This is a genomic window from Acinetobacter sp. CIP 102529 (genome assembly GCF_000368325.1).
Taxonomy (GTDB): Bacteria; Pseudomonadota; Gammaproteobacteria; order Pseudomonadales; family Moraxellaceae; genus Acinetobacter; species Acinetobacter parvus.
Genome location: NZ_KB849355.1, coordinates 1486535 through 1506417 on the forward strand (window position 1 = coordinate 1486535; position 19883 = coordinate 1506417).

At 40.9% G+C, this 19883-nt stretch carries 19 protein-coding genes and 2 pseudogenes; 14 read left to right on the forward strand and 7 right to left on the reverse strand.

Annotated features, from left to right (window positions below):
- Window position 1 precedes the first annotated feature (1 nt).
- The gene (dxs, locus tag F972_RS12485; RefSeq protein WP_004757071.1) at window positions 2–1897 is read right to left on the reverse strand and encodes a 1-deoxy-D-xylulose-5-phosphate synthase; all 1896 of its coding nucleotides are present in this window, start codon (window positions 1895–1897) and stop codon (window positions 2–4) included.
- Between the two features lie 304 nt (window positions 1898–2201).
- Between dxs and ribA the strand changes: the two genes are divergently transcribed.
- From ribA to aroE, 5 genes are all read left to right on the forward strand, one after another.
- Window positions 2202–2804: a GTP cyclohydrolase II gene (gene ribA, locus F972_RS12490; RefSeq protein ID WP_004769884.1), complete on the forward strand. Its 603-nt coding sequence runs from the start codon at window positions 2202–2204 to the stop codon at window positions 2802–2804.
- A gap of 132 nt (window positions 2805–2936) precedes the next feature.
- Window positions 2937–3878, forward strand: a complete 942-nt coding sequence (gene hemF, locus F972_RS12495) for an oxygen-dependent coproporphyrinogen oxidase (protein WP_004769885.1) — start codon at window positions 2937–2939, stop codon at window positions 3876–3878.
- 107 nt (window positions 3879–3985) lie between these two features.
- Window positions 3986–4237: a DUF6364 family protein gene (locus F972_RS12500; RefSeq protein WP_004757067.1), complete on the forward strand. Its 252-nt coding sequence runs from the start codon at window positions 3986–3988 to the stop codon at window positions 4235–4237.
- The gene (locus F972_RS12505; RefSeq protein WP_004760606.1) at window positions 4234–4647 is read left to right on the forward strand and encodes a PIN domain-containing protein; all 414 of its coding nucleotides are present in this window, start codon (window positions 4234–4236) and stop codon (window positions 4645–4647) included. Before F972_RS12500 ends, F972_RS12505 begins: the two co-directional genes overlap by 4 nt.
- Window positions 4648–4710: 63 nt before the next feature.
- A complete protein-coding gene (aroE, locus tag F972_RS12510; protein WP_004769886.1) occupies window positions 4711–5499 on the forward strand; it encodes a shikimate dehydrogenase in 789 nt (262 codons plus the stop codon).
- Window positions 5500–5712: 213 nt separating this feature from the next.
- Here aroE and F972_RS12515 read toward each other — a convergent pair.
- Window positions 5713–6085 (reverse strand): annotated as a pseudogene (locus F972_RS12515) (hypothetical protein); the annotation flags it as partial.
- Window positions 6086–6324: 239 nt separating this feature from the next.
- Here F972_RS12515 and F972_RS12520 point away from each other — a divergent pair.
- Window positions 6325–8148, forward strand: a complete 1824-nt coding sequence (locus tag F972_RS12520; RefSeq protein ID WP_004769888.1) for an acyl-CoA dehydrogenase C-terminal domain-containing protein — start codon at window positions 6325–6327, stop codon at window positions 8146–8148.
- 53 nt (window positions 8149–8201) lie between these two features.
- On the opposite strand, the gene F972_RS12525 is transcribed toward F972_RS12520, so the two are convergent.
- Entirely contained in the window at window positions 8202–8846 is a 645-nt protein-coding gene (locus F972_RS12525; RefSeq protein WP_004683314.1) for a hypothetical protein, read from the reverse strand.
- Window positions 8847–9199: 353 nt separating this feature from the next.
- On the opposite strand from F972_RS12525, the gene F972_RS12530 reads away from it, so the two are divergent.
- Complete coding sequence (locus F972_RS12530) at window positions 9200–9469, forward strand: PspC domain-containing protein (RefSeq protein WP_004683315.1); 270 nt, start codon at window positions 9200–9202, stop codon at window positions 9467–9469.
- A gap of 80 nt (window positions 9470–9549) precedes the next feature.
- Here F972_RS12530 and F972_RS12535 read toward each other — a convergent pair.
- The 4 genes and pseudogenes from F972_RS12535 to F972_RS12550 all read right to left on the reverse strand — a co-directional run bounded on the left by F972_RS12535 (window position 9550) and on the right by F972_RS12550 (window position 13286).
- A pseudogene (locus F972_RS12535) lies at window positions 9550–10644 on the reverse strand (HPP family protein).
- A gap of 111 nt (window positions 10645–10755) precedes the next feature.
- A complete protein-coding gene (locus F972_RS12540) occupies window positions 10756–11172 on the reverse strand; it encodes a lysozyme inhibitor LprI family protein (RefSeq protein ID WP_004683320.1) in 417 nt (138 codons plus the stop codon).
- Between the two features lie 54 nt (window positions 11173–11226).
- Window positions 11227–12021 (reverse strand): TIGR03915 family putative DNA repair protein, encoded by a 795-nt coding sequence (locus F972_RS12545; protein ID WP_004757057.1) that lies wholly within the window; start codon window positions 12019–12021, stop codon window positions 11227–11229.
- Window positions 12022–12023: 2 nt separating this feature from the next.
- The gene (locus F972_RS12550) at window positions 12024–13286 is read right to left on the reverse strand and encodes a putative DNA modification/repair radical SAM protein (RefSeq protein WP_004757055.1); all 1263 of its coding nucleotides are present in this window, start codon (window positions 13284–13286) and stop codon (window positions 12024–12026) included.
- A 301-nt stretch (window positions 13287–13587) separates the two neighbouring features.
- Here F972_RS12550 and glyQ point away from each other — a divergent pair, with 301 nt between their 5' ends.
- The 7 genes from glyQ (at window position 13588) to F972_RS12585 (ending at window position 19849) form a co-directional block, all read left to right on the forward strand.
- Entirely contained in the window at window positions 13588–14577 is a 990-nt protein-coding gene (gene glyQ / locus F972_RS12555) for a glycine--tRNA ligase subunit alpha (protein ID WP_004641159.1), read from the forward strand.
- Window positions 14577–16691 (forward strand): glycine--tRNA ligase subunit beta, encoded by a 2115-nt coding sequence (gene glyS, locus F972_RS12560; RefSeq protein WP_004769890.1) that lies wholly within the window; start codon window positions 14577–14579, stop codon window positions 16689–16691. Before glyQ ends, glyS begins: the two co-directional genes overlap by 1 nt.
- Window positions 16692–16765: 74 nt before the next feature.
- A complete protein-coding gene (locus F972_RS12565; RefSeq protein WP_004757050.1) occupies window positions 16766–17494 on the forward strand; it encodes a hypothetical protein in 729 nt (242 codons plus the stop codon).
- The gene (locus F972_RS12570) at window positions 17487–18077 is read left to right on the forward strand and encodes a hypothetical protein (protein ID WP_004757048.1); all 591 of its coding nucleotides are present in this window, start codon (window positions 17487–17489) and stop codon (window positions 18075–18077) included. The genes F972_RS12565 and F972_RS12570 overlap by 8 nt, the downstream gene beginning before the upstream one ends.
- Before the next feature lie 138 nt (window positions 18078–18215).
- Complete coding sequence (locus F972_RS12575; RefSeq protein ID WP_004683335.1) at window positions 18216–18635, forward strand: hypothetical protein; 420 nt, start codon at window positions 18216–18218, stop codon at window positions 18633–18635.
- Window positions 18636–18671: 36 nt separating this feature from the next.
- A complete protein-coding gene (locus tag F972_RS12580; protein WP_004683337.1) occupies window positions 18672–19118 on the forward strand; it encodes a hypothetical protein in 447 nt (148 codons plus the stop codon).
- A 155-nt stretch (window positions 19119–19273) separates the two neighbouring features.
- On the forward strand, window positions 19274–19849 hold the full coding sequence (locus F972_RS12585; protein ID WP_004683338.1) for a hypothetical protein: 576 nt from the start codon (window positions 19274–19276) through the stop codon (window positions 19847–19849).
- Window positions 19850–19883: the final 34 nt, after the last annotated feature.

The window sequence follows — 19883 nt, forward strand, 5'->3', positions numbered from 1 at the left end:
CCTATAACCGTGCTTGTTCTATTGAAAGTAAAATACCTTTGGCATCTAAGCCACAGTCAATGAGCATTTGCTGATGAGTTGCTTGATTTAAAAATGCATCTGGCAAACCTAGATTTAAAATTGGCTTAATGATTTTAGCGCATGCTAAAAATTCATTTACTGCACTTCCCGCACCAGCCATAACCGCATGTTCCTCTACAGTCACAAAAAATTTTGTGTCAGTAGCTAAGTCACGAAGCATCTGCTCATCTAATGGTTTTACAAACCGCATGTTGACCACACGCACACCAATTGCATGTTTATTCGCAAATTGTTGCGCTGCTTCGACTGAAGCTGCAACACGGCTACCAAAAGCAAGGATACTGATCTGCTGATCTGCGTCCTGATTAAATTGCGCAACGATTTCAGCTTTACCAATTTCTAAAGCAGTCATTTGTTGTTGAATTTCTACACCTGTACCGACACCACGTGGGTAACGAACTGCTGTTGGACCTTTATAATGATATGCAGTGTGTAGCATTTGACGACATTCATTTTCGTCTTTTGGCGCCATGATCACCATGTTAGGTACAGTACGCATATAGGCATAATCATATGCACCTGCATGGGTCGGACCATCTTCACCAACCAAACCAGCACGATCAATCCCAAAAGTGACATCCAGATTCTGTAACGCAACATCATGGATCAACTGGTCATAGCCACGCTGTAAAAAGGTCGAATAGATTGCTACAACAGGTTTTAAACCTTCACACGCCATACCCGCGGCTAAAGTCACTGCATGTTGTTCAGCAATCGCAACGTCAAAGAAACGTTCAGGGTATTGCTTTGCAAACTGAACCATCCCTGAACCTTCACACATCGCTGGAGTAATCGCCAGTAAACGATCATCTTGCGCTGCTTCATCACATAACCATTGTCCAAACACGTCTGAGTATTTAGGCGGTGATTTTTTTGCAGGAGCAGATGCTGTAGGTACAATTTTAGTAATAGCATGATAGGTAATCGGGTCTGCTTCAGCTGGCGCAAATCCTTTACCCTTTTTGGTATAAATATGCACTAAACGAGGGCCTTTACGTTTTTTTAGCGCATGGAAAACTTGTGTGAGTTGTTCAACATCATGCCCATCAAATGGCCCAAAATAATCAAAACCAATCGCTTTAAATAAGTTATCCGCTGCATCTGTTGCAGACTGATGTAACCTTGAGTTATAAGTCCACTTCGGATGTGGCTGAACATAGGCTTCACCCTGTTCATTGACATTGACCAACTGACCTGTTTCCCAAATCGCCGCCAAATGCTTGGCAAAGCCGCCTGTACTGCAGGAGATCGACATATCATTGTCATTCAGCACCACAATCAGGTCGGCATCATGGGCAACCGCATCATTCATGGCTTCAAAGGCCATACCTGCGGTCATTGCACCATCACCGACAATGGCAACCACATCGCATGGGTCTTTTTGGTAGCGACGTGCCAACGCCATACCAAGACCAGCAGAAATTGCTGTTGATGAATGGCCTACCCCAAAAGTATCAAACTCGGATTCTTCACGGGCAGGAAATGCAGCCAAACCATCTTTGGCACGGATCGTGGTAATTCTGTCACGGCGACCTGTCAACACCTTGTGTGGATAAGCCTGATGACCCACATCCCAAACCAGACGGTCCTGAGGTGTATTAAAACAATAATGCAACGCAACCGTTAATTCGATTACACCAAGATTTGCGCCAAAGTGGCCACCGCTTTGCCCTGCCGCATACAAAATATATTGACGCAACTCATCCGCCACTTGTGGGAGCAGGCCTTGTTCGAGCTGACGTAACTGTTGTGGATGATCAATTCCATCTAACAATGGCGTAACAGGACGTTGAGTTGGAATTTCGGTATACAACATAATGTGGCGAAGCCTTTTTAAGCCTGGCAAATCCGAAGCTGGGTTAAATGGGGGCAATCATACAATTAAATATGATCTACCTTCAATCAGCCACATGGGCAAATGATGTCGTGCTAAACATTCTCATGCCAGTCTCGGGGACTGGCTGGCAGATTATCCTGAATTATGTCACTGTTTATCAACCATTATTGTGTGCTTTGTATGAAAAAGAAAAACTTATGTGAAAAATCAGAAATTCCAATTCACGCAATCTTCACACATTCAGCTATACTTTGACTGTTTTTATTATCATAGTGAGCGTTCTGTGCCAATTGAATTTGTTGCAACATCAAGGCTACCAACCGCTTTTGGTGACTTCAATATTTCCGTGTTTCAAGACCCAGCAACGGGCGAAGAGCATGTGGCGCTTTCCAAAGGACTAGAAACTGCACCAAATCAGCCCGTACTCGTGCGTATCCATTCTGAATGTTTGACTGGTGATGCCTTTGCCTCATTGAAGTGCGACTGTGGACCTCAGTTACAAGCCACACAACGAATGATCAATGAAGCGGCTCAGGGTGTGATTTTATATTTGCGTCAGGAAGGTCGTGGGATTGGCTTGACCAATAAAATTCGTGCCTATGCCCTACAGGATCAGGGGCATGATACCGTTGATGCAAACTTATTGTTAAATCTACCTGCTGATGCGCGTCGTTATGATATGTGCAGCATTATGCTGGATCATCTGCAAGTGAAAGAAGTAAAATTGCTGACGAACAATCCACTCAAACTAAAAGCACTCACTGATCTTGGAATTAATGTGGTCGAGCGCGTTCCGCTCACTGTAGGTCGTAATCCATTCAATGAACATTATTTAAAGACCAAACGTGAGCGTATGGATCACCTATATAAAAAAGATGACTTCTGATTCATTTTTGCAAAATGTTTAAAAATAAGGCAATTAAGCGATTTTTATGGTAAAAGGCAAAAATCCCTTACTTTTTTTATGGATTTTATGTTTTGATATAAGCAATTCCTAGATCACTTTAAGAGGATCATCATGCAGCATCCAACTTCAGCTGATATTCACCGTGTTCGTGAGTTTTTACTCGACCTACAGACACGGATTTGTGCAGGATTAGAACAACAGGAACGTGCAGGCGGTGGAACCGCTGAGTTTATCATTGATGATTGGCAACGAACCGAAGGCGGTGGTGGTCGTTCCCGTGTTCTGCAAAATGGTGAAGTGATTGAAAAAGGTGGGGTCATGTTTTCCCACATTAATATCAGCAAGCTGCCTGCTTCCGCAACTGAACGCCATCCGCAGATTGCGGGCGCAAAGGCTCAGGCTTTGGGTGTGTCGCTGGTCATTCATCCAAAAAATCCAAATATTCCAACCTCCCATGCCAATGTCCGTTTATTTGTGGCTGAACCTGAGGGACAGGACCCAGTGTGGTGGTTTGGCGGTGGTTTTGACTTAACCCCGTTCTATCCAGATGATCAGGATATTTTAGACTGGCATCAAACTGCCTATGACTTATGTCAGCCATTTGGTGAAAATGTTTATGCCGAGCATAAACAATGGTGTGATGATTATTTCTATTTAAAACACCGTGATGAACAGCGTGGCGTGGGTGGTTTGTTCTTTGATGATCTCAATCAATGGGATTTTGAAACCTGTTTTCAATATATGCAGGCAGTTGGTAATGGTTATTTAGCAGCAATCCTGCCAATTTTTGAAAAGCATCGTGAGCAGCCATATACCGAAGCTCAGCGCGAGTTCCAGTTGTATCGTCGTGGTCGTTATGTTGAATACAATCTGGTTTATGATCGTGGCACCTTGTTTGGTTTACAAACAGGTGGACGAATTGAATCGATCTTGGTCAGTTTACCTAATCTTGCAGGCTGGTCGTATCGTCCTGAATGGGATGAAAACTCACCTGAAAAACGTCTCACTGATTATTATTTAAAACCAAGAGACTGGTTGGGTTTGCAAAAGTAAAATAGATCATCCCTGACATAAAGTCGGGGATTTTTTTGTAGCATAATTTGCATTCCAACCAAAATGACGTACAATTATTAAAAATAAGTACGCCAGTGGTGCAAATAATGAATACAAAGTTGACTTTAAGACTCAATGATGAATTGATAGAACATGCCAAGCAGTATGCCAAACTTCATCACACTTCTGTTTCTCAGTTAGTCGCAGAATATTTTTTACAACTTCAAAAAATACAACAGCAAGTTGAACATTCACCACTGCCTAGCATTACTCAACAACTCAGTGGAATTTTGAAAGAGCATGATGTAACAGATGTAAAAACAGAATATTACGATGCTTTAGAGAAAAAATATCAATGAAAGTACTATTTGATACCAATATTGTTTTGGATGTCCTATTAAAGCGTGAACCTTTTTATACATCGGCTAGCCAACTGATGAGCAAAGTTGAACAACAGGAAATAGAGGGATATTTATCTGCAACAACAATTACTACAGTATTTTACCTTTTGGCAAAATCATTGGATAAAAATGCAGCTCAACATTACCTAAAACTCATTTTACAACTCTTTCAAATTGCAGCAGTGAATCAAATAGTGATTGAACAAGCTGTTCTATCCAATTTTAGTGACTTTGAAGATGCGGTCTTATATCAGGCAGCAAAACAGGCACAATGTGAAATGATTATTACCCGAAATCTTAATGATTTTAAACTTGCGTCCATTCCTGTAATGACCGCAGAGCAGTTTTTAATTCATCATATGCAATAATCTTGCAGCAACATCCACATATTTATACACTCGTTCAATAGCTCTCTCATCTAAACATTTATCATGACCAAACAATTTGCTGTAATTGGAAATCCAATTGAACAATCCCGCTCACCAGAATTACATCATGCTTTTGCAGCCAAAACAGGTGTTGATTTAAACTATAAAAAAATTCTTGCCCCGCTGGATGGCTTTGAAAATACGGCAAAGGATTTTTTTGCGCAAGGCGGTGCTGGAATGAATGTGACTGTTCCCTTTAAAGAACAGGCATTTGCCTTATGTGATCAACTGACCGAACGCGCCAGAATTGCCAAAGCCGTGAATACCTTATGGATGCAGGATGGCAAACTTTTTGGCGATAATACCGATGGTCAGGGTTTAGTTGCAGCCATTCAGGCTTTGGGCTGGAATCTTGCCAACAGTCGCATTCTGATTTTAGGGGCTGGCGGTGCGACCCGTGGTGTGATCTATCCACTGATGCAGGCAGGTGCAAAACAGATTGTCATTGCCAATCGTACACTTGCTCGAGCTGAACAATTGGTCTCAGATTTAAAAGATGCTGTACCACAGGCAGAATTACAGGCGATAGGGCTGGATCAACTTTCTGGTGAGTTTGATGTTGTGATTAATGCAACGTCAGCCAGCTTAACAGGTGATACGTTACAACTGCCAGAAACCCTACTTTTCCATCATGCCTATGAAATGGCGTATGGCAAATCCTCCAGTTTTCTGGATCAGGCTCAAGCTCGTCAGGTTCCATCCACCGATGGCTTTGGCATGCTGGTTGGACAGGCAATTGAGGCCTTTTCAATCTGGAATGGATTAAAACCTGAACTTAAAGATTTTTTATAAGTGTTCAGTAAAATTCGGCAAAAAGAACCTGCCTATTGCGCAGGTTCTTTTTTTGGGGATTAAATTATTTGCTGCTCAGCATTTTCTGATAAACATCCTTAAAGACTTCATAATCAATAAACTCATTATGCTCAGCCTTTAAGTTCTTGATTGACTTCTCAGACAGCTGGTTTTTGCGTGCATCCACATAAACCTGTCCCAGAATATTGGCCTGACACGGGTAAACTTGTCCGCCTTGCTGCCGCCAAACTGATGTGGCTGTTGGGCAAGGGTTTCATATAAAGCCTGCTTCTGTGCGGTGTTCAGGTTGACTTTCTGGTCGCGCAGATATTGATCGACCTTTTGCTTTACATTGGCATCCAGAGCCGCCTTGTCATCTTTGCCTACGGTTTTATTTTGGTCCAGATCAACATGGACATTAAACTTTCCACGGTAGTCATAGCTGGGATATTCATACATCACATTGATGCTGTTAATGGCTTTCTGTTCAAGGTTTGCAGTAGCAGAATTGGTTTTAATGACATGCTGGGAACATGCAGAAAGACTAAACCCCAAATATACATAAAGTTAAATATTTTAAACGCATAGTTTTACCAAACCCCCTTATATCATTATATTTACAGCTGTAAATTTAATCATTTTTATATTTAAAATGAGTTTCAAACACCAGCGGAAAGTTGACTTTTTTACGCGCCTAACGCCTGATCAATTCGCTTTTCTGACATTTTTTTTCATAGTGTTTATCAATGTATTTTTATCACCATTGTGAATAATCAAAGTATCGAAACAGATAATCCAAAACGATTCAAATACAGGATTAAGATTATGCCAGCTTATAAAGCCCCGCTCCGTGATATTCGCTTCTTAATGAATGAAGTGTTTGATTATCCTGCACACTACCAAACTTTGGCAAGTGGCCAAAATGCAGATAAAGATACTGTTGACATGATTCTTGAAAGTGCGGCAGATTACTGCGAAAACGTACTTTCTCCAATCAATCAGTCTGGCGATGAAGAAGGTTGTACCTTTAACAACGGCGAAGTAACTACTCCTAAAGGCTTCAAAGAAGCGTATGACCAGTTCGTCATGGGTGGCTGGCAAGGTCTTTCCTACCCAGAAGAGTTTGGTGGTCAAGGCCTGCCAATGTCTTTAAACCTCGTCAAGTCTGAAATGATGGGTACTGCAAACTGGTCATTCACCATGTACCCAGGTTTAAGTACAGGTTGTATGAACACCATCATGCAATTCGGTACTGATGAGCAAAAAAATACCTATATGCCTAAACTGGTTGAAGGTACTTGGTCTGGCACAATGTGCTTAACTGAACCTCAATGTGGTACAGACTTGGGGCAGGTGAAAACCAAGGCAGAAGCTGCTGCTGATGGTACTTATAAAATCTCTGGTACTAAAATCTTCATCTCTGCAGGTGAACACGATTTAACAGACAATATCATTCATATCGTACTTGCGCGTCTTCCAGATGCACCTGCTGGTACCCGTGGTATCTCGTTATTCATCGTGCCTAAGCTCATCCCAACTGCTGACGGCGGTGTAGGTGAGCGTAATACCGTATCTTGTGGTTCAATCGAACACAAAATGGGTATCCGTGCATCAGCAACTGCGGTATTGAACTTTGATAACGCAACTGGTTACCTCATTGGTGAAATCAACAAAGGTTTGCATGCAATGTTTACTTTCATGAACACTGCACGTATTGGTACAGCGGTTCAAGGTATTGCACATGCTGAACTTTCTTTCCAAGGTGCGTTACCTTATGCGAAAGACCGTATGTCTATGCGCGCACTTTCTGGTAAAAAAGAGCCAGAGCGTGTTGCTGATGCAATCATTCACCACGCAGACGTTCGCCGCATGCTTTTAACTCAAAAAGCTGTAGCTGAAGGTGGTCGTGCAATGATTTATCATGCTGCCAAACTTGCAGATAAAATGGCTGATGCGCTGGCAAGTGGTGATCAGGCTGCTTATGAAGCTGCCGATGACAAACTTGGTTTCTATACTCCAATTCTTAAAGGTTTCTTGACTGAATTAGGTTTGGAAGCTGCAAACCATGGTATCCAAGTATACGGCGGTCATGGTTACATCAAAGAATGGGGCATGGAACAAATCGCACGTGATGCACGTATCTCAACATTGTATGAAGGTACAACGGGTGTCCAAGCACTTGACTTATTAGGTCGTAAAGTTCTTTTAAGCTCAAAAGGTAAAGTTGTTCGTGACTATACTGCTGAAATCCTGAAGTTCTGTGCAACTCACGCTCGTAACAAATACTTACGTCGCTTCGCTTGGGACTTAACGAAGCTTTGCGCTCAATGGAACACATTAACTGTTCGCATCATGCTTGCAGCACGTAAAGACCGTGACATCGTATCTTCTGCTTCTAATGATTTCTTGATGTTCTCTGGTTATGTGATGATGGCTTACTTCTGGGCTCAACAGGCAGTGGTTGCTTCTGAAAAACTGGAAGCAGGCAATGGTGCTGAAACTCCTGAATTCTATAAAGCAAAAATCAAGGTTGCTGAATTCTACTTTGACCGTTTGTTGCCACGTGCGCAAGGTCATGCAGAATCAATGGTTTCGACTTCTCGTACCTTGACTTCACTTGTACCAGAACACTTCAGCTTTGATTACTAATCTGCACTGACAAAAAAGAGCGCTCGATGCGCTCTTTTTTTATTCTCAATTTTTTATTCCGACTTTTCAAAAACATAGGCTTTCTTGGGAAATGGATATTCTTTAAAGAACTTGCGGTTGCGGCCCTGATCCCCATTCCAGATTTTATCCAGATCCATCACAAGATTCTGGTCCTGATTGATCTGGTAATATAAATTCACGTCAGCGGCAGCACAGCGCACCACAATCTCTTTTTCCACTGGCTCAACATGCCACTGCACCTGCTTACAGGTTTGCTCAATTTTGGCAACATTACGCGATAAATCTGAACCCAGACGACCGAAACTGGTATTGGTCCAGTAGACAGAGCCATCCTCCAGCAAGTTCATAATATATTCCGCTTCTTTCTCGTTATTGACACAACCCGCGAAAGCATCGGTACATGGAATACGCGCATGATAACGCCCCACATAGGCCAGTTCAGTTTCAGACAGTTTAGTCGGTGTATGCTTGTGTGTCACAGGACGAGGCAGGGTGGCCTGTCCAGCAACCTGGGTTAATGACATCCCCTGCTGCGGGTCTGATTCCATGATTTCATGACTCGGTTGCGTCTGGGCCTGTTGTTTAGCGGATTCAGGGTGATGGCTATCACAGGCGCTCAACCCAAAGCTCAAGAGAGCACCTACGCTAAACCACGATAAGAATAACCTGAACTGCATATCCATAAATCTCTAACATCGATATCGTGACCATTTCACCTCACCATTCCAATAAATAAACTTTTTGGAAAGATCAAAACGATTGAACCGTTTTGTTATATGCCTCCAAAAGTCCATTCGTGGAGTATTTTGATAAGAGCGAAATTTCGATTAACCCAAGCCATATGCTTTAAGTCGGTGCATTTTAGGCGATACTGTCGTTTTTTCCATCAGCCTTTTACACACCGTAACGATTCTCCCATCTGTTTAAACTTTAAAAAAACCAGTTCATCCCTATCTCATTATTAACAGCGATTTATCATGAATGAAGTCTCATTCCGTTGCTGTATCAAATATTTTTGGAGAAAAATTAAATGGCCAATTCTGGTTTATACCGCTCAAACCAACAAAGCATGATCGCTGGTGTAATGGGCGGTATTGCGGAACGTTTTGGTTGGAATGCGAATTTACTACGTTTAATCTTTGTGATTATTTCAATTATGAGCGCCGCTTTCCCAGGTATTTTGGTGTATTTAATCATGTGGTTAGTCATTCCAAAAAGACAGGCGAATCGGGTTGAGCATGTACAAGGCTATCATCCACCTGTTAAGACAGTTGATGAAGATCAACACATAAAACGCTAATCCCACTTTCCTCTGTTGGTCGCTACGGTTGATTTACCCCTAATACAACCGTAGCTTTTTTTTGCTCAAAATACTGAAGATTATTGTTTGATTTGCTGATGCAAGGCCGCAATCATATCAGCCCGACTAATAATTCCAATTAAACGTAGCTCTTCGACCACAGGAATATAATTAAAAGATTTTTCAACAAAATAAGGTACAAGATCTTGAATCGGTTGTAATGGATCAACTTTCACAACTCGACGACTCATGATCTGTTTCACATAATGTTGCCATGAATTTCGCGGATCAGTGGCACCCTTAAACCATTCCACCACCTCATATAAGGCCAGTGTTCCAACCAGTTTTTCCTCCGCATTGACGACAGGCAGACTCATGAGGTTGACTTCCTTGAACTTCTCTAAGGCCTGATGAATATCATCATCTTCATGTAGCTTGATGACATCCCGACTCATAATATCCTCACAGACAAAGTAACTATTCAGGCGTTCGCTTGCGTGTTCCTGTGCTTCTAAAATGATTTTCTCTAAATCGTATTGGCTGATATCCAATAGTTCAGTGTGTTGCTCTAAGGCATATTCGATATCTTTGGGTTGAATCGATACTTTTTGAGTAGGTGTTGGGTCTTTGGAACGCTCATTGACATGCGCGGTAATGGGATAATGCCGCCCAATTAAACGGTTAAAAAATACCGCAAATAGCAACAGTAAAATCGAGTTCAATAGCACGGGATACAGTACAAAATGAAATCCTAGACGATGGACTGCCTCACCACCCAAAACTGCGGTAATCGCCACTGCCCCACTCGGTGGATGCAAGGAGTCTGTAGTCATCATCATAAAAATAGCAAACCCAACCGCCACGCTAAATGCGCTGGTCAGATCAGGCAAATATTGAGTACAGGCCACCCCAATAATCCCTGCCAGCGTATTTCCAACAACCACATTCCAGGGTTATGCCAGTGGACTGTTGGGAACCGCGAATAGAAGCACTGACGATGCACCCATCGGTGCGATATACCATGCATTCATACCGCCCAATACATACCAACTAATTAAAGAGGATATTGCTAAACCACAAAGCGCGCCAAATCCAGAAAGTAAACGTTCTTTCAAAGGTAATATTTTGTAATTCGGTTTTAAGAAATTTAGCCAGTCTGATTGGGTAAAGCTCACAATGCACCTTGCTGGAATAGTGTTGTTTCATTGGTTGCAGCAGTATACGCCGACTCAGACTGAAGATGTATTTAAATTACAGTTTTAAATAATAACGAAAACTGATCAAGGTCAATTTAAATACTCCTCCAATTGCTCCAATCGCTCTGCATATTTTTGCATGGGACAAAACTCATACATCGGCGAACCGATATAAGCACCAGCATTACGGCACTCTTGATCGACAAAATTTTTCCAAAGCTGTTGTGATTTCATGATGTCCTGATAGCGTTCAGGCTGCTTGTATTCCTGACTCTGTTTTTTTATTTGATCCAATAACTGCACAATCTGCTTTGCATATACAGTTTTGGTTCTGGTGCTACAGATCTCCACCACAGCATTATTGATATTTCCCAGTTTTAGCTGTTGAATGGTGTCATCGATACATTGGCTATAAGGATCTATCGCTTTATCTTGCGTTTTGGCAAATACTAAAGTACTCAAACAAGCCATAATCAGTACCGCTGTTTTTAAGACTAATTTAGTCATGAATGTGCTCTTTTGTTATGTTGGTATTTTTAAAATAATAATCAAAAAAATGCCTTAAACATATTTTTCATTCAGATAACGCCAATAGCGTTTAGGTAAATATTGCACATGCAATTTCACATTCTGACGTTCTTTAATGTTGATACTATTAAAATAATCTTTCCAAAGCTGATCGTATAATTCTTCTTGTTCATCTAATTCTAATTGAAAGTTTTGACTGCCCCCATTTTCGATATTACGGTCAATCTGATTGGCTTCTAAAGAAACCTCGTGAATCTCTTTTAAATCATAATACAGACCATATTTGCGCTGTTCGTCATAAATCAACCAACGTTGATCTTGATAACGACGCTTAAAATGCGGCTGTATCAAAGGCAAGACATTAAAATCAGGTCGAACTAAACTTAAAAATAAACCATCTGTAGTTTTCTTAAACCGCACAAAAGCTTCCATACGATGCTTTTCGCGCCCGACCTTTTTCGTCCATTGCGAAATCGCTAAAACACTGGGATGAGAGTAATTTTTTTCGACTGAATGTTGATGCCGAAAAACATAGATACAGTAATTAAATAAATGCTGATAGGCATCCAAGGATTCAGATAAATAGGCAAAATAAAATTGTTTCAGAGATGAATGCGAAAGTTTCTGCTGTAAAGCTGACCAAACACGTGCTGCATGTTGCTCGTGATTTGGAATTTCAACTACAGTGGCAAATAAACCATGCTGTGCAACTTGGTTTAAACACAGTTGCACGTGAAACTCTTTGAATTGAAAAGCACGAAATACGCAGTTGAGTAAACCGACCATAGAGCCATCAAAGTAGTAATAAACCACCGCATCACTGAGCATGTTTAAAATCCTAAACTCAATTGCGGTGACAGTTGTTTAACGTATTTAGATGAACCCTGCGTTAATATTTGCTGACGAATATCAGTCGTAGAAAGTTCCTTTTGAAACCGTGGACTGTCTTCACAGCGAATAAAAAACTGGGCACGTGAATACGCCACACCGAGTTGCTTCAATAAATCAGTGTGTATCTTGCCAAAACGACGCGCTTGCACGATTTTCTTGGCTGACTTTACGCCGATGCCTGGTACACGAAGGATCATGCGATAGTCAGCACGATTTAAATCCACTGGAAACTGCTCGGGATGACGCAACGCCCAACTCAGTTTTGGGTCTACATCCAAATCTAAATGTGGGTGTTTTTCATTGACGATTTCATTGACTTCAAAACCATAAAAACGCATCAACCAATCACTTTGATAAAGCCGATTTTCCCTTAATAAAGGCGGCGCCGAACCGACCGCTGGTAAATAGTTATTTTCTGTGTTGATTGGAATATAACCTGAGAAATACACCCGTTTGAGTTTAAATTCCTTGTAATGTCGATCTGCCATCACAAGTACGTCTTGATCAGTTTCCTGATGTGCACCAACAACCATTTGAGTGGTCTGCCCTGCGGGTACATATTTTGGCACATGCTTGATAATCTGGCGTTCATCTTTGAGTTGAATCAGTCGATCTCGCACTAGCCCCAAGTCTTTTTGTACTTCTTGATGTGATTTTTCAGGCGCAAACGCTTTTAATCCGACCTCAGTTGGCATTTCTAAATTGATGCTCATACGGTCAGCATAAAGTCCTGCTTCATGAATCAGCTCAGGCGATGCTCCAGGAATAGTTTTGAGATGAATATAGCCATTAAAATTTTCTTCGAGACGTAGCTTTTTCACCACTTGAAGCATCCGTTCCATCGTATAGTCGGCGGATTTAAAAATACCTGAGCTAAGGAATAATCCCTCTATATAATTACGACGATAAAAATTAATGGTCAGATCAACCACCTCTTGTACCGTAAATGCAGCACGTTTCACATCATTAGAACGGCGCGACACACAATAAGCACAATCAAAAATACAGACATTACTGAACAAGATTTTCAGTAAAGAAACACAGCGTCCATCTTCGGTATAACTATGGCAAATCCCTGCCCGACTGGCATCACCTAGCCCCTTATCTTTATTTTTACGGTCACTACCACTAGAGGAACAGGACACATCATATTTAGCTGCATCGGCAAGAATTTGTAATTTTTCACGAATGCGATCAGACATAGCAAACACCTCAGTGACAAGATCATTTCAAAGCTAACATTTCATGATTTGAAAATTAAGATTGAAAAAGATGTTATGCGTCATGAGGTGACGTTTATGTGAATGATCTCCGATTTAGGACTTTGCCAACTGGGAAAATATGTCGACTATTGGGTACGTTTTGAATTCACTCGAAAATTAAACAAAAGCGTTTAAATAATTTATTATCAGAACTTGTTGCTGAAACGCTTGAATCCTTTGCACTGCACCCGAAAATCCTTATACTTAACCACAATTTTTGTTTGATTCCAGTGGATGCACCATGAGTCGTGCTATATCGCATATTGATACATTTCAGGGTTTAATTCTTGCCCTACAAAACTATTGGGCGGAGCAAGGCTGCGTCGTATTACAACCATATGATATGGAAATGGGTGCAGGGACATTCCACACTGCAACTTTCTTACGCGCATTAGGCCCAGAAACTTGGAACGCGGCTTATGTTCAACCTTCACGCCGTCCTAAAGACGGTCGTTATGGTGAAAACCCAAACCGCTTACAACACTATTACCAGTTCCAAGTAGTACTTAAGCCAAATCCAGACAATATCCAACAGCTTTATCTTGATTCGTTAAAAGCGATCGGCATCGATACACTGACTCACGATATTCGCTTCGTAGAAGACAACTGGGAATCTCCAACACTTGGCGCTTGGGGCTTAGGTTGGGAAGTTTGGCTCAATGGTATGGAAGTGACTCAGTTCACTTACTTCCAGCAAGTTGGTGGTGTTGAATGCTACCCTGTTACTGGTGAAATCACATACGGTTTAGAACGTCTTGCGATGTACCTTCAAGGTGTAGACTCAGTTTACGATCTTGTTTGGACCAAAGGTCAGTTCGGTACTGTGACTTATGGTGATGTATTCCATCAAAATGAAGTAGAACAATCGACCTATAACTTCGAATATGCGCCAGTCGATAAATTATTTGAATTATTCGATTTCTATGAAGCTGAAGCAGCTCGTTTAATGGAAGCTGAACTTCCACTTCCTGCTTATGAGCAAGTGATTAAAGCATCGCATAGCTTTAACTTATTAGATGCGCGTGGTGCGATTTCTGTAACTGAGCGTCAACGTTATATTTTACGTGTTCGTACCTTAGCGCGTTCAATCGCTCAAAGTTATGTGGCTGCGCGTGCGAAACTCGGTTTCCCAATGGCAGAACCACATTTACGTGATGAAGTATTAGCGCAGTTAAAAGCACAAGTTGAAGCAGAAGCAGCCCAAGCCGAAAAAGCCAAGGAGAATAAATAATGACGAAGCATACTGTTTTATTCGAACTTGGCTGTGAAGAACTTCCACCCAAAAGCTTAAAAACTTTACGTGATGCTTTAAAAGCTGAAACTGAAAAAGGCTTAAAAGATGCAGGCTTAAATTTCGCTGCAATCGAAGCCTATGCTGCACCACGTCGTTTAGCACTCAAAATTGTTGATATTGATGCTGCTCAAGCAGACACACAAAAACGCTTTGACGGCCCTGCTGTTCAAGCCGCTTATGATGCAGAAGGCAAACCAACTAAAGCACTTGAAGGCTTTATGCGTGGTCAAGGCATCACGGTTGATCAACTTTCGACGTTCCAAGCTGGTAAAGTTGAAAAAGTTTGCTTCTTGAAAGATGTGAAAGGTCAAAGCCTTGATGCTTTACTGCCACAAATTTTACAAACTGCATTGGATAACTTGCCAATCGCAAAACGTATGCGTTCAGCGGCAAGCCGTACTGAATTCGTACGTCCAGTAAAATGGGTCGTATTGTTGAAAGATGATCAAGTGGTTGAAGCAACCATTCAAGATCATAAAGCAGGTAACGTGACCTATGGTCATCGTTTCCATGCACCTGAAGCTGTAGTTTTGGCGCATGCAAATGACTACTTGGCAACTTTAGAACAAGCCTATGTGGTTGCGAATTTCGAAAAGCGCCAAGCAACGATTCAAGATCAAGTGAAAAAGTTAGCTGATGAAGTCAATGCAACTGCAATTGTCCCAGCAGACTTACTTGATGAAGTGACAAGTCTGGTTGAATGGCCAGTTGCTTTACGTGCGACTTTTGAAGAGCGTTATTTAGCTGTTCCACAAGAAGCCTTGATTACCACGATGCAGGACAACCAAAAGTATTTCTGTTTGATCAATGCCGAAGGTAAATTACAGCCTTACTTCATTACCATTTCAAATATTGAGTCAAAAGATCCGATTCAAATTATTGAAGGCAATGAGAAAGTTGTACGCCCTCGTTTGTCAGATGCAGAATTCTTCTTCCTACAAGATCAAAAGCAACCGCTTGCATCTCGTAAAGAAAAACTCGCAAATATGGTATTCCAAGCACAGCTGGGTACGCTTTGGAACAAATCAGAACGTATTGCGAAATTAGCAATTGCACTATCTCCAATTACGGGTGCAAATGCAGCCGATGCTGAAAAAGCAGCATTACTGGCTAAATGTGATTTGACCTCTGAACTTGTGGGTGAATTCCCAGAACTTCAAGGGATTGCAGGCACGTACTATGCTCGCCTTGAAGGTGAGAATCATGAAGTTGCTGAAGCTTTAGGTGAGCAGTATTTACCTAAGTTTGCTGGTGATGTATTACCGCAAACCAAGACGGGTACAACGATTGCGCTTGCAGATCGTTTAGATACGCTTGTTGGTATTTTCACAATTGGACAAGTTCCATCAGGTTCTAAAGATCCATTTGCTTTACGCCGTTCTGCAATCGGTATCTTACGTTTGATCATTGAAAATGAATTGGATTTCAACCTTAAAGATATCTTAGCTACTGCATATAAGTTAGTAATTGATGATATTAGTCGTGTATCAGGTCAAACGGTGATGACACAAATGACTTCTGATAACTCTACAATCCAGACAGTCCAAGATGTCATTGATTTCTTAGAAGGTCGTTACCGTGCTAAGTATGAAGACCAAGGCGTTGCGGTTGATGTGATTCAAGCGGTTCAAGCACTTGCACCAAAATCTCCTCTTGATTTTGATAAGCGTGTGACTGCGGTCAATCATTTCCGTACTTTACCAGAAGCGGCTGCATTGGCTGCGGCAAACAAACGTGTTGCCAATATTCTTGCAAAAGAAGCAACGCCTGAAGGGGCTGTGGTTGAAGCGAATCTGGTTGAAGCGGCTGAAAAAGCGCTTTATGCAGAACTTCAAGCATTGACACCAGTGGTTCAGCCTTTACTTGCTGCACGTAACTATACAGAAGCGTTGTCTAAGCTTGCTGCACTTCGTGCGCCAATCGATGCCTTCTTTGAAGGTGTAATGGTCATGGCAGATGATGCAGAGTTAAAAGCCAACCGTTTACGTTTATTGGCTCAGTTGCGTGATTTATTCACAGCGATTGCAGATGTAAGTGTATTGCAGGGTTAATCCTTTAGAACACTTGATCTTTTAAATAAACCCCGCTATATATTTAGTGGGGTTTGTTTATTGGTAAAAAATAGATGCACGCAAATTATAAAGCTTATGATTTTGAAAAAAGTCGTAACCGAATAGATGAAATTTTAAATTCATCTGATAATAACTATGAAGATAAAAAAGAAATTCCTAATCGTGATAATTTAACTTTCACAAATGGGTATTACATTTTTTGCTCTGCTATATTTATTGATATGAGAGGCTCTAAAGAGTTTTCAAAAAAACATACTCGTCCTGTTACTGCTAAAATATATAGAAGTTATATTTCTGAATTAGTTGCTGTTCTTAATAGTAATACAAGATTAAGAGAAATTTATATCGAAGGCGACTGTGTTTGGGGCATTTTTAATAGCCCTGATAAAAGTGATATTGATAGTATTTTCAGTACAGCAGCTCAAGCTGCATCTATCATTGATACTCTGAATGTTAAATTAAGAAAGAAAAAATATTCTGAAATAACAGTAGGTATCGCTTGTCATGTTGCAGACGTACTTATGATTAAAGCTGGATACAGTGGTAGTGGAATAAATGAAGTAACATGGATCGGAAAACTTGTTGGTGAAACAGCGGATCTATGTTCAAAAGCAAATAGATGGAACTCCCAAAGAACTCTTTACAGTAAAACCTTTTATGACAATCTAACTGATAAAACGAAAAAGGAAATTTATTGGTTAAGTTGGAATTCTACATATGCATGCTATGAAGGTGATACTGTTGATGAAACAATGAGCGCATGGGTACAACAAAATGGATAAATCCACATTTTTGCAATCTGCTATTCAAGATACACAACAGAATATTCGCGCTATAGATTTCAAAATTGGAGCATTACTTGCAGGATGTATTGTTCCTTTCCCTCAAATTAGAACAATTTATGAGTTTTTAAACTCTAATGGTCTATGGTGGCAACAAGGATTAGCTTGGCTTATCTTTGCAATTTGGCTCATTGCTGTTTTAATCTTATTAGCAGCTCTTTCAGCAATAGATAATCCCTGTAAACATATAAATGATGGCTATGCTCAGAAAGGTACATATTATGGGGGTGGAACTTTCAAATTTAATTTGATTAATGGTTTCTTTCGTACTGATATTCGCACTCAACAGACAGTTACTAATTATTCCAATGAATTAGATGACCCAAATTTCCCATTTACAAAAGAGCTTGCATTTGAACACCTTAAGCTAATTTACATCCGCGATTTGAAAATTTTTCGGTTAAAATTTGCTGTAGGGCTCATAGCATGCTTAATTGTGATAGGTTCAATATCTTTCCTGTTCGCACCAGATACAAAAAAAGTAGAAGTCCAAAAAACTACTAATATATCTAAGGTTAAATAATTTAATCCAATATAGAGTTTTCTGTAGTGACCTGAATTTTCCATGTATCAATTTCACATCACCTACATTCTTTTCTTGAACTTGGCGATAAGCTATAAAACTTGAATTGCAACATTATTGCCAAAAGGATAAAAGATGATGAAAAAAGTACCTTCACTGTGTTTAGTGACTGCACTGATCGCATCGTCTTCTCTCTGGGCAGCCGAAACAAATATAACTACAGCAAATACAAACACTGCAACGGCTGAAAAAACACTCCCTTATGGTGATAACCCTAGCCTCGGTCGTGTATTGCTGTATAAAACAGGCAAAGGCCTACAAAATCTTGGCGACTCAATTCAGGGTGCATCTGAAAACACCTCTCAGAAAATGAGCGAAAAGTGGAAAAGTACCAAGGAATACACTGCTGAACAATCCGTCATTGTTCAGGAACAGACTGAAAAAGCCAAACAATATACTGCTAAAAAATGGCAAGACACCAAAGATGCTGTAGTGGGTACAAATGATGGCAATGTGCCCATTGAACGTGCTGAACTCAGCCAACCCTCATCAAATTAATACGATTTAACACGATTTACAGGAATGAATGAAACAATGACTATTACGCCTTTTAAAACCATTTTGCTTTCTTTCATCAGTAGTATTGGTTTCACTGCATGTTCTACATTATCCACCCAAACCAAGCCACCTTTGCAACAACTGCAACAGGTTCAGAACATTGATGCCCTACCCGATACCAAGACCAATGCCGCATCCTTAAATAAATATAAGGATCATTGCATGATCCAGTTTACAGGTTATTTTGATGGTGGTCAGAGCACGGAATCATGGGAATTTAAAGGCAATCAGTTGAATCGGGCTTTTTCTGAAACCTTTCAATATGTGCCGAATCGTTTATTCAATGCAACCACTGAAAAACCTGTATTAGATCAGAAAACGCGAAAAACCACAGTGTTTGATATTCAGAAACCTGAGGTAAAACAGAACTTTGAGAAGTTAAAAAGCCACTTTAACCAAACTGCTTTAGAACAGTGTGGCTAAGTTTGGCATCTCCACAATTTCTCTCCAGAGTGTTTTTAAGCTGTAATCTGGTTGTAAAGTTTTGCTGAAATCCATACATTTCGGCTTTTTTACTGGCTATGATGCAGTTGCGTTGATGAAGTACCCCAAACGGTACATCGCTTAAGGAAATCGCAATGAAGAAAATGATCAAAACAGCTATCTTGACAACAAGTATTCTCGCTTCTGCCTCTATTTTTGCACAAAACGTCGGGGTAAATGCCAATGGCTCAGCTCAGGTCAATGTACAGTCTGGTGGCTTGATTAGCGGCGTTGCAGGTGCAGTCAAAAATACCGCCCAAGGCGTAGGTCACGCAGCTCATCATGTCGGTCATGCCGCTGTAAACACAGGTGTGCAAGCAACCCACAAAACGGTGGCTACAGCAAGTAATGTGGGTTCACAGGTGGTGGATAAAACCGCGAAAGTGGTTAAAAATGGTAAGGATTATGCGGTAGAGAAAGCTGCTGATGGTAAGGAGTTTGCTGCTGAAAAAAGAGCGGAAGCAAAAAAACGTCATCAGCAACATCAGGCTGAGCAAAAATCGATTGGCCTGAATACCCAAGCAGGGGTTAATGTTGGAAACTCATCCATTCAAGCACAAACAGGCTTGAATGCAGATAAGAAACAGGCTCAGGCAGGTGCAAATGTTGGCGTGAAAGTCTTGGGCGTGAATGCCAATGTCGGTACCAATGCCAAAGTGGGTGCAAACTAGTCTTTTCAATTCAATCTAAAAAGCTCTCTGCGAT

Bases quoted from the DNA above. Each gene is read 5' to 3' on its own strand.
- F972_RS12545 (WP_004757057.1), bottom strand. From the start codon at position 12,021: ATGCTCAGTGATGCGGTGGTTTATTACTACTTTGATGGCTCTATGGTC.
- F972_RS12575 (WP_004683335.1), top strand. From the start codon at position 18,216: ATGAAAAAAGTACCTTCACTGTGTTTAGTGACTGCACTGATCGCATCG.
- aroE (WP_004769886.1), top strand. From the start codon at position 4,711: ATGACCAAACAATTTGCTGTAATTGGAAATCCAATTGAACAATCCCGC.
- F972_RS12505 (WP_004760606.1), top strand. From the start codon at position 4,234: ATGAAAGTACTATTTGATACCAATATTGTTTTGGATGTCCTATTAAAG.
- F972_RS12500 (WP_004757067.1), top strand. From the start codon at position 3,986: ATGAATACAAAGTTGACTTTAAGACTCAATGATGAATTGATAGAACAT.
- F972_RS12525 (WP_004683314.1), bottom strand. From the start codon at position 8,846: ATGCAGTTCAGGTTATTCTTATCGTGGTTTAGCGTAGGTGCTCTCTTG.
- glyS (WP_004769890.1), top strand. From the start codon at position 14,577: ATGACGAAGCATACTGTTTTATTCGAACTTGGCTGTGAAGAACTTCCA.
- hemF (WP_004769885.1), top strand. From the start codon at position 2,937: ATGCAGCATCCAACTTCAGCTGATATTCACCGTGTTCGTGAGTTTTTA.
- glyQ (WP_004641159.1), top strand. From the start codon at position 13,588: ATGAGTCGTGCTATATCGCATATTGATACATTTCAGGGTTTAATTCTT.
- F972_RS12540 (WP_004683320.1), bottom strand. From the start codon at position 11,172: ATGACTAAATTAGTCTTAAAAACAGCGGTACTGATTATGGCTTGTTTG.
- F972_RS12550 (WP_004757055.1), bottom strand. From the start codon at position 13,286: ATGTCTGATCGCATTCGTGAAAAATTACAAATTCTTGCCGATGCAGCT.
- dxs (WP_004757071.1), bottom strand. From the start codon at position 1,897: ATGTTGTATACCGAAATTCCAACTCAACGTCCTGTTACGCCATTGTTA.
- F972_RS12565 (WP_004757050.1), top strand. From the start codon at position 16,766: ATGCACGCAAATTATAAAGCTTATGATTTTGAAAAAAGTCGTAACCGA.
- F972_RS12570 (WP_004757048.1), top strand. From the start codon at position 17,487: ATGGATAAATCCACATTTTTGCAATCTGCTATTCAAGATACACAACAG.
- F972_RS12520 (WP_004769888.1), top strand. From the start codon at position 6,325: ATGCCAGCTTATAAAGCCCCGCTCCGTGATATTCGCTTCTTAATGAAT.
- F972_RS12585 (WP_004683338.1), top strand. From the start codon at position 19,274: ATGAAGAAAATGATCAAAACAGCTATCTTGACAACAAGTATTCTCGCT.
- F972_RS12580 (WP_004683337.1), top strand. From the start codon at position 18,672: ATGACTATTACGCCTTTTAAAACCATTTTGCTTTCTTTCATCAGTAGT.
- F972_RS12530 (WP_004683315.1), top strand. From the start codon at position 9,200: ATGGCCAATTCTGGTTTATACCGCTCAAACCAACAAAGCATGATCGCT.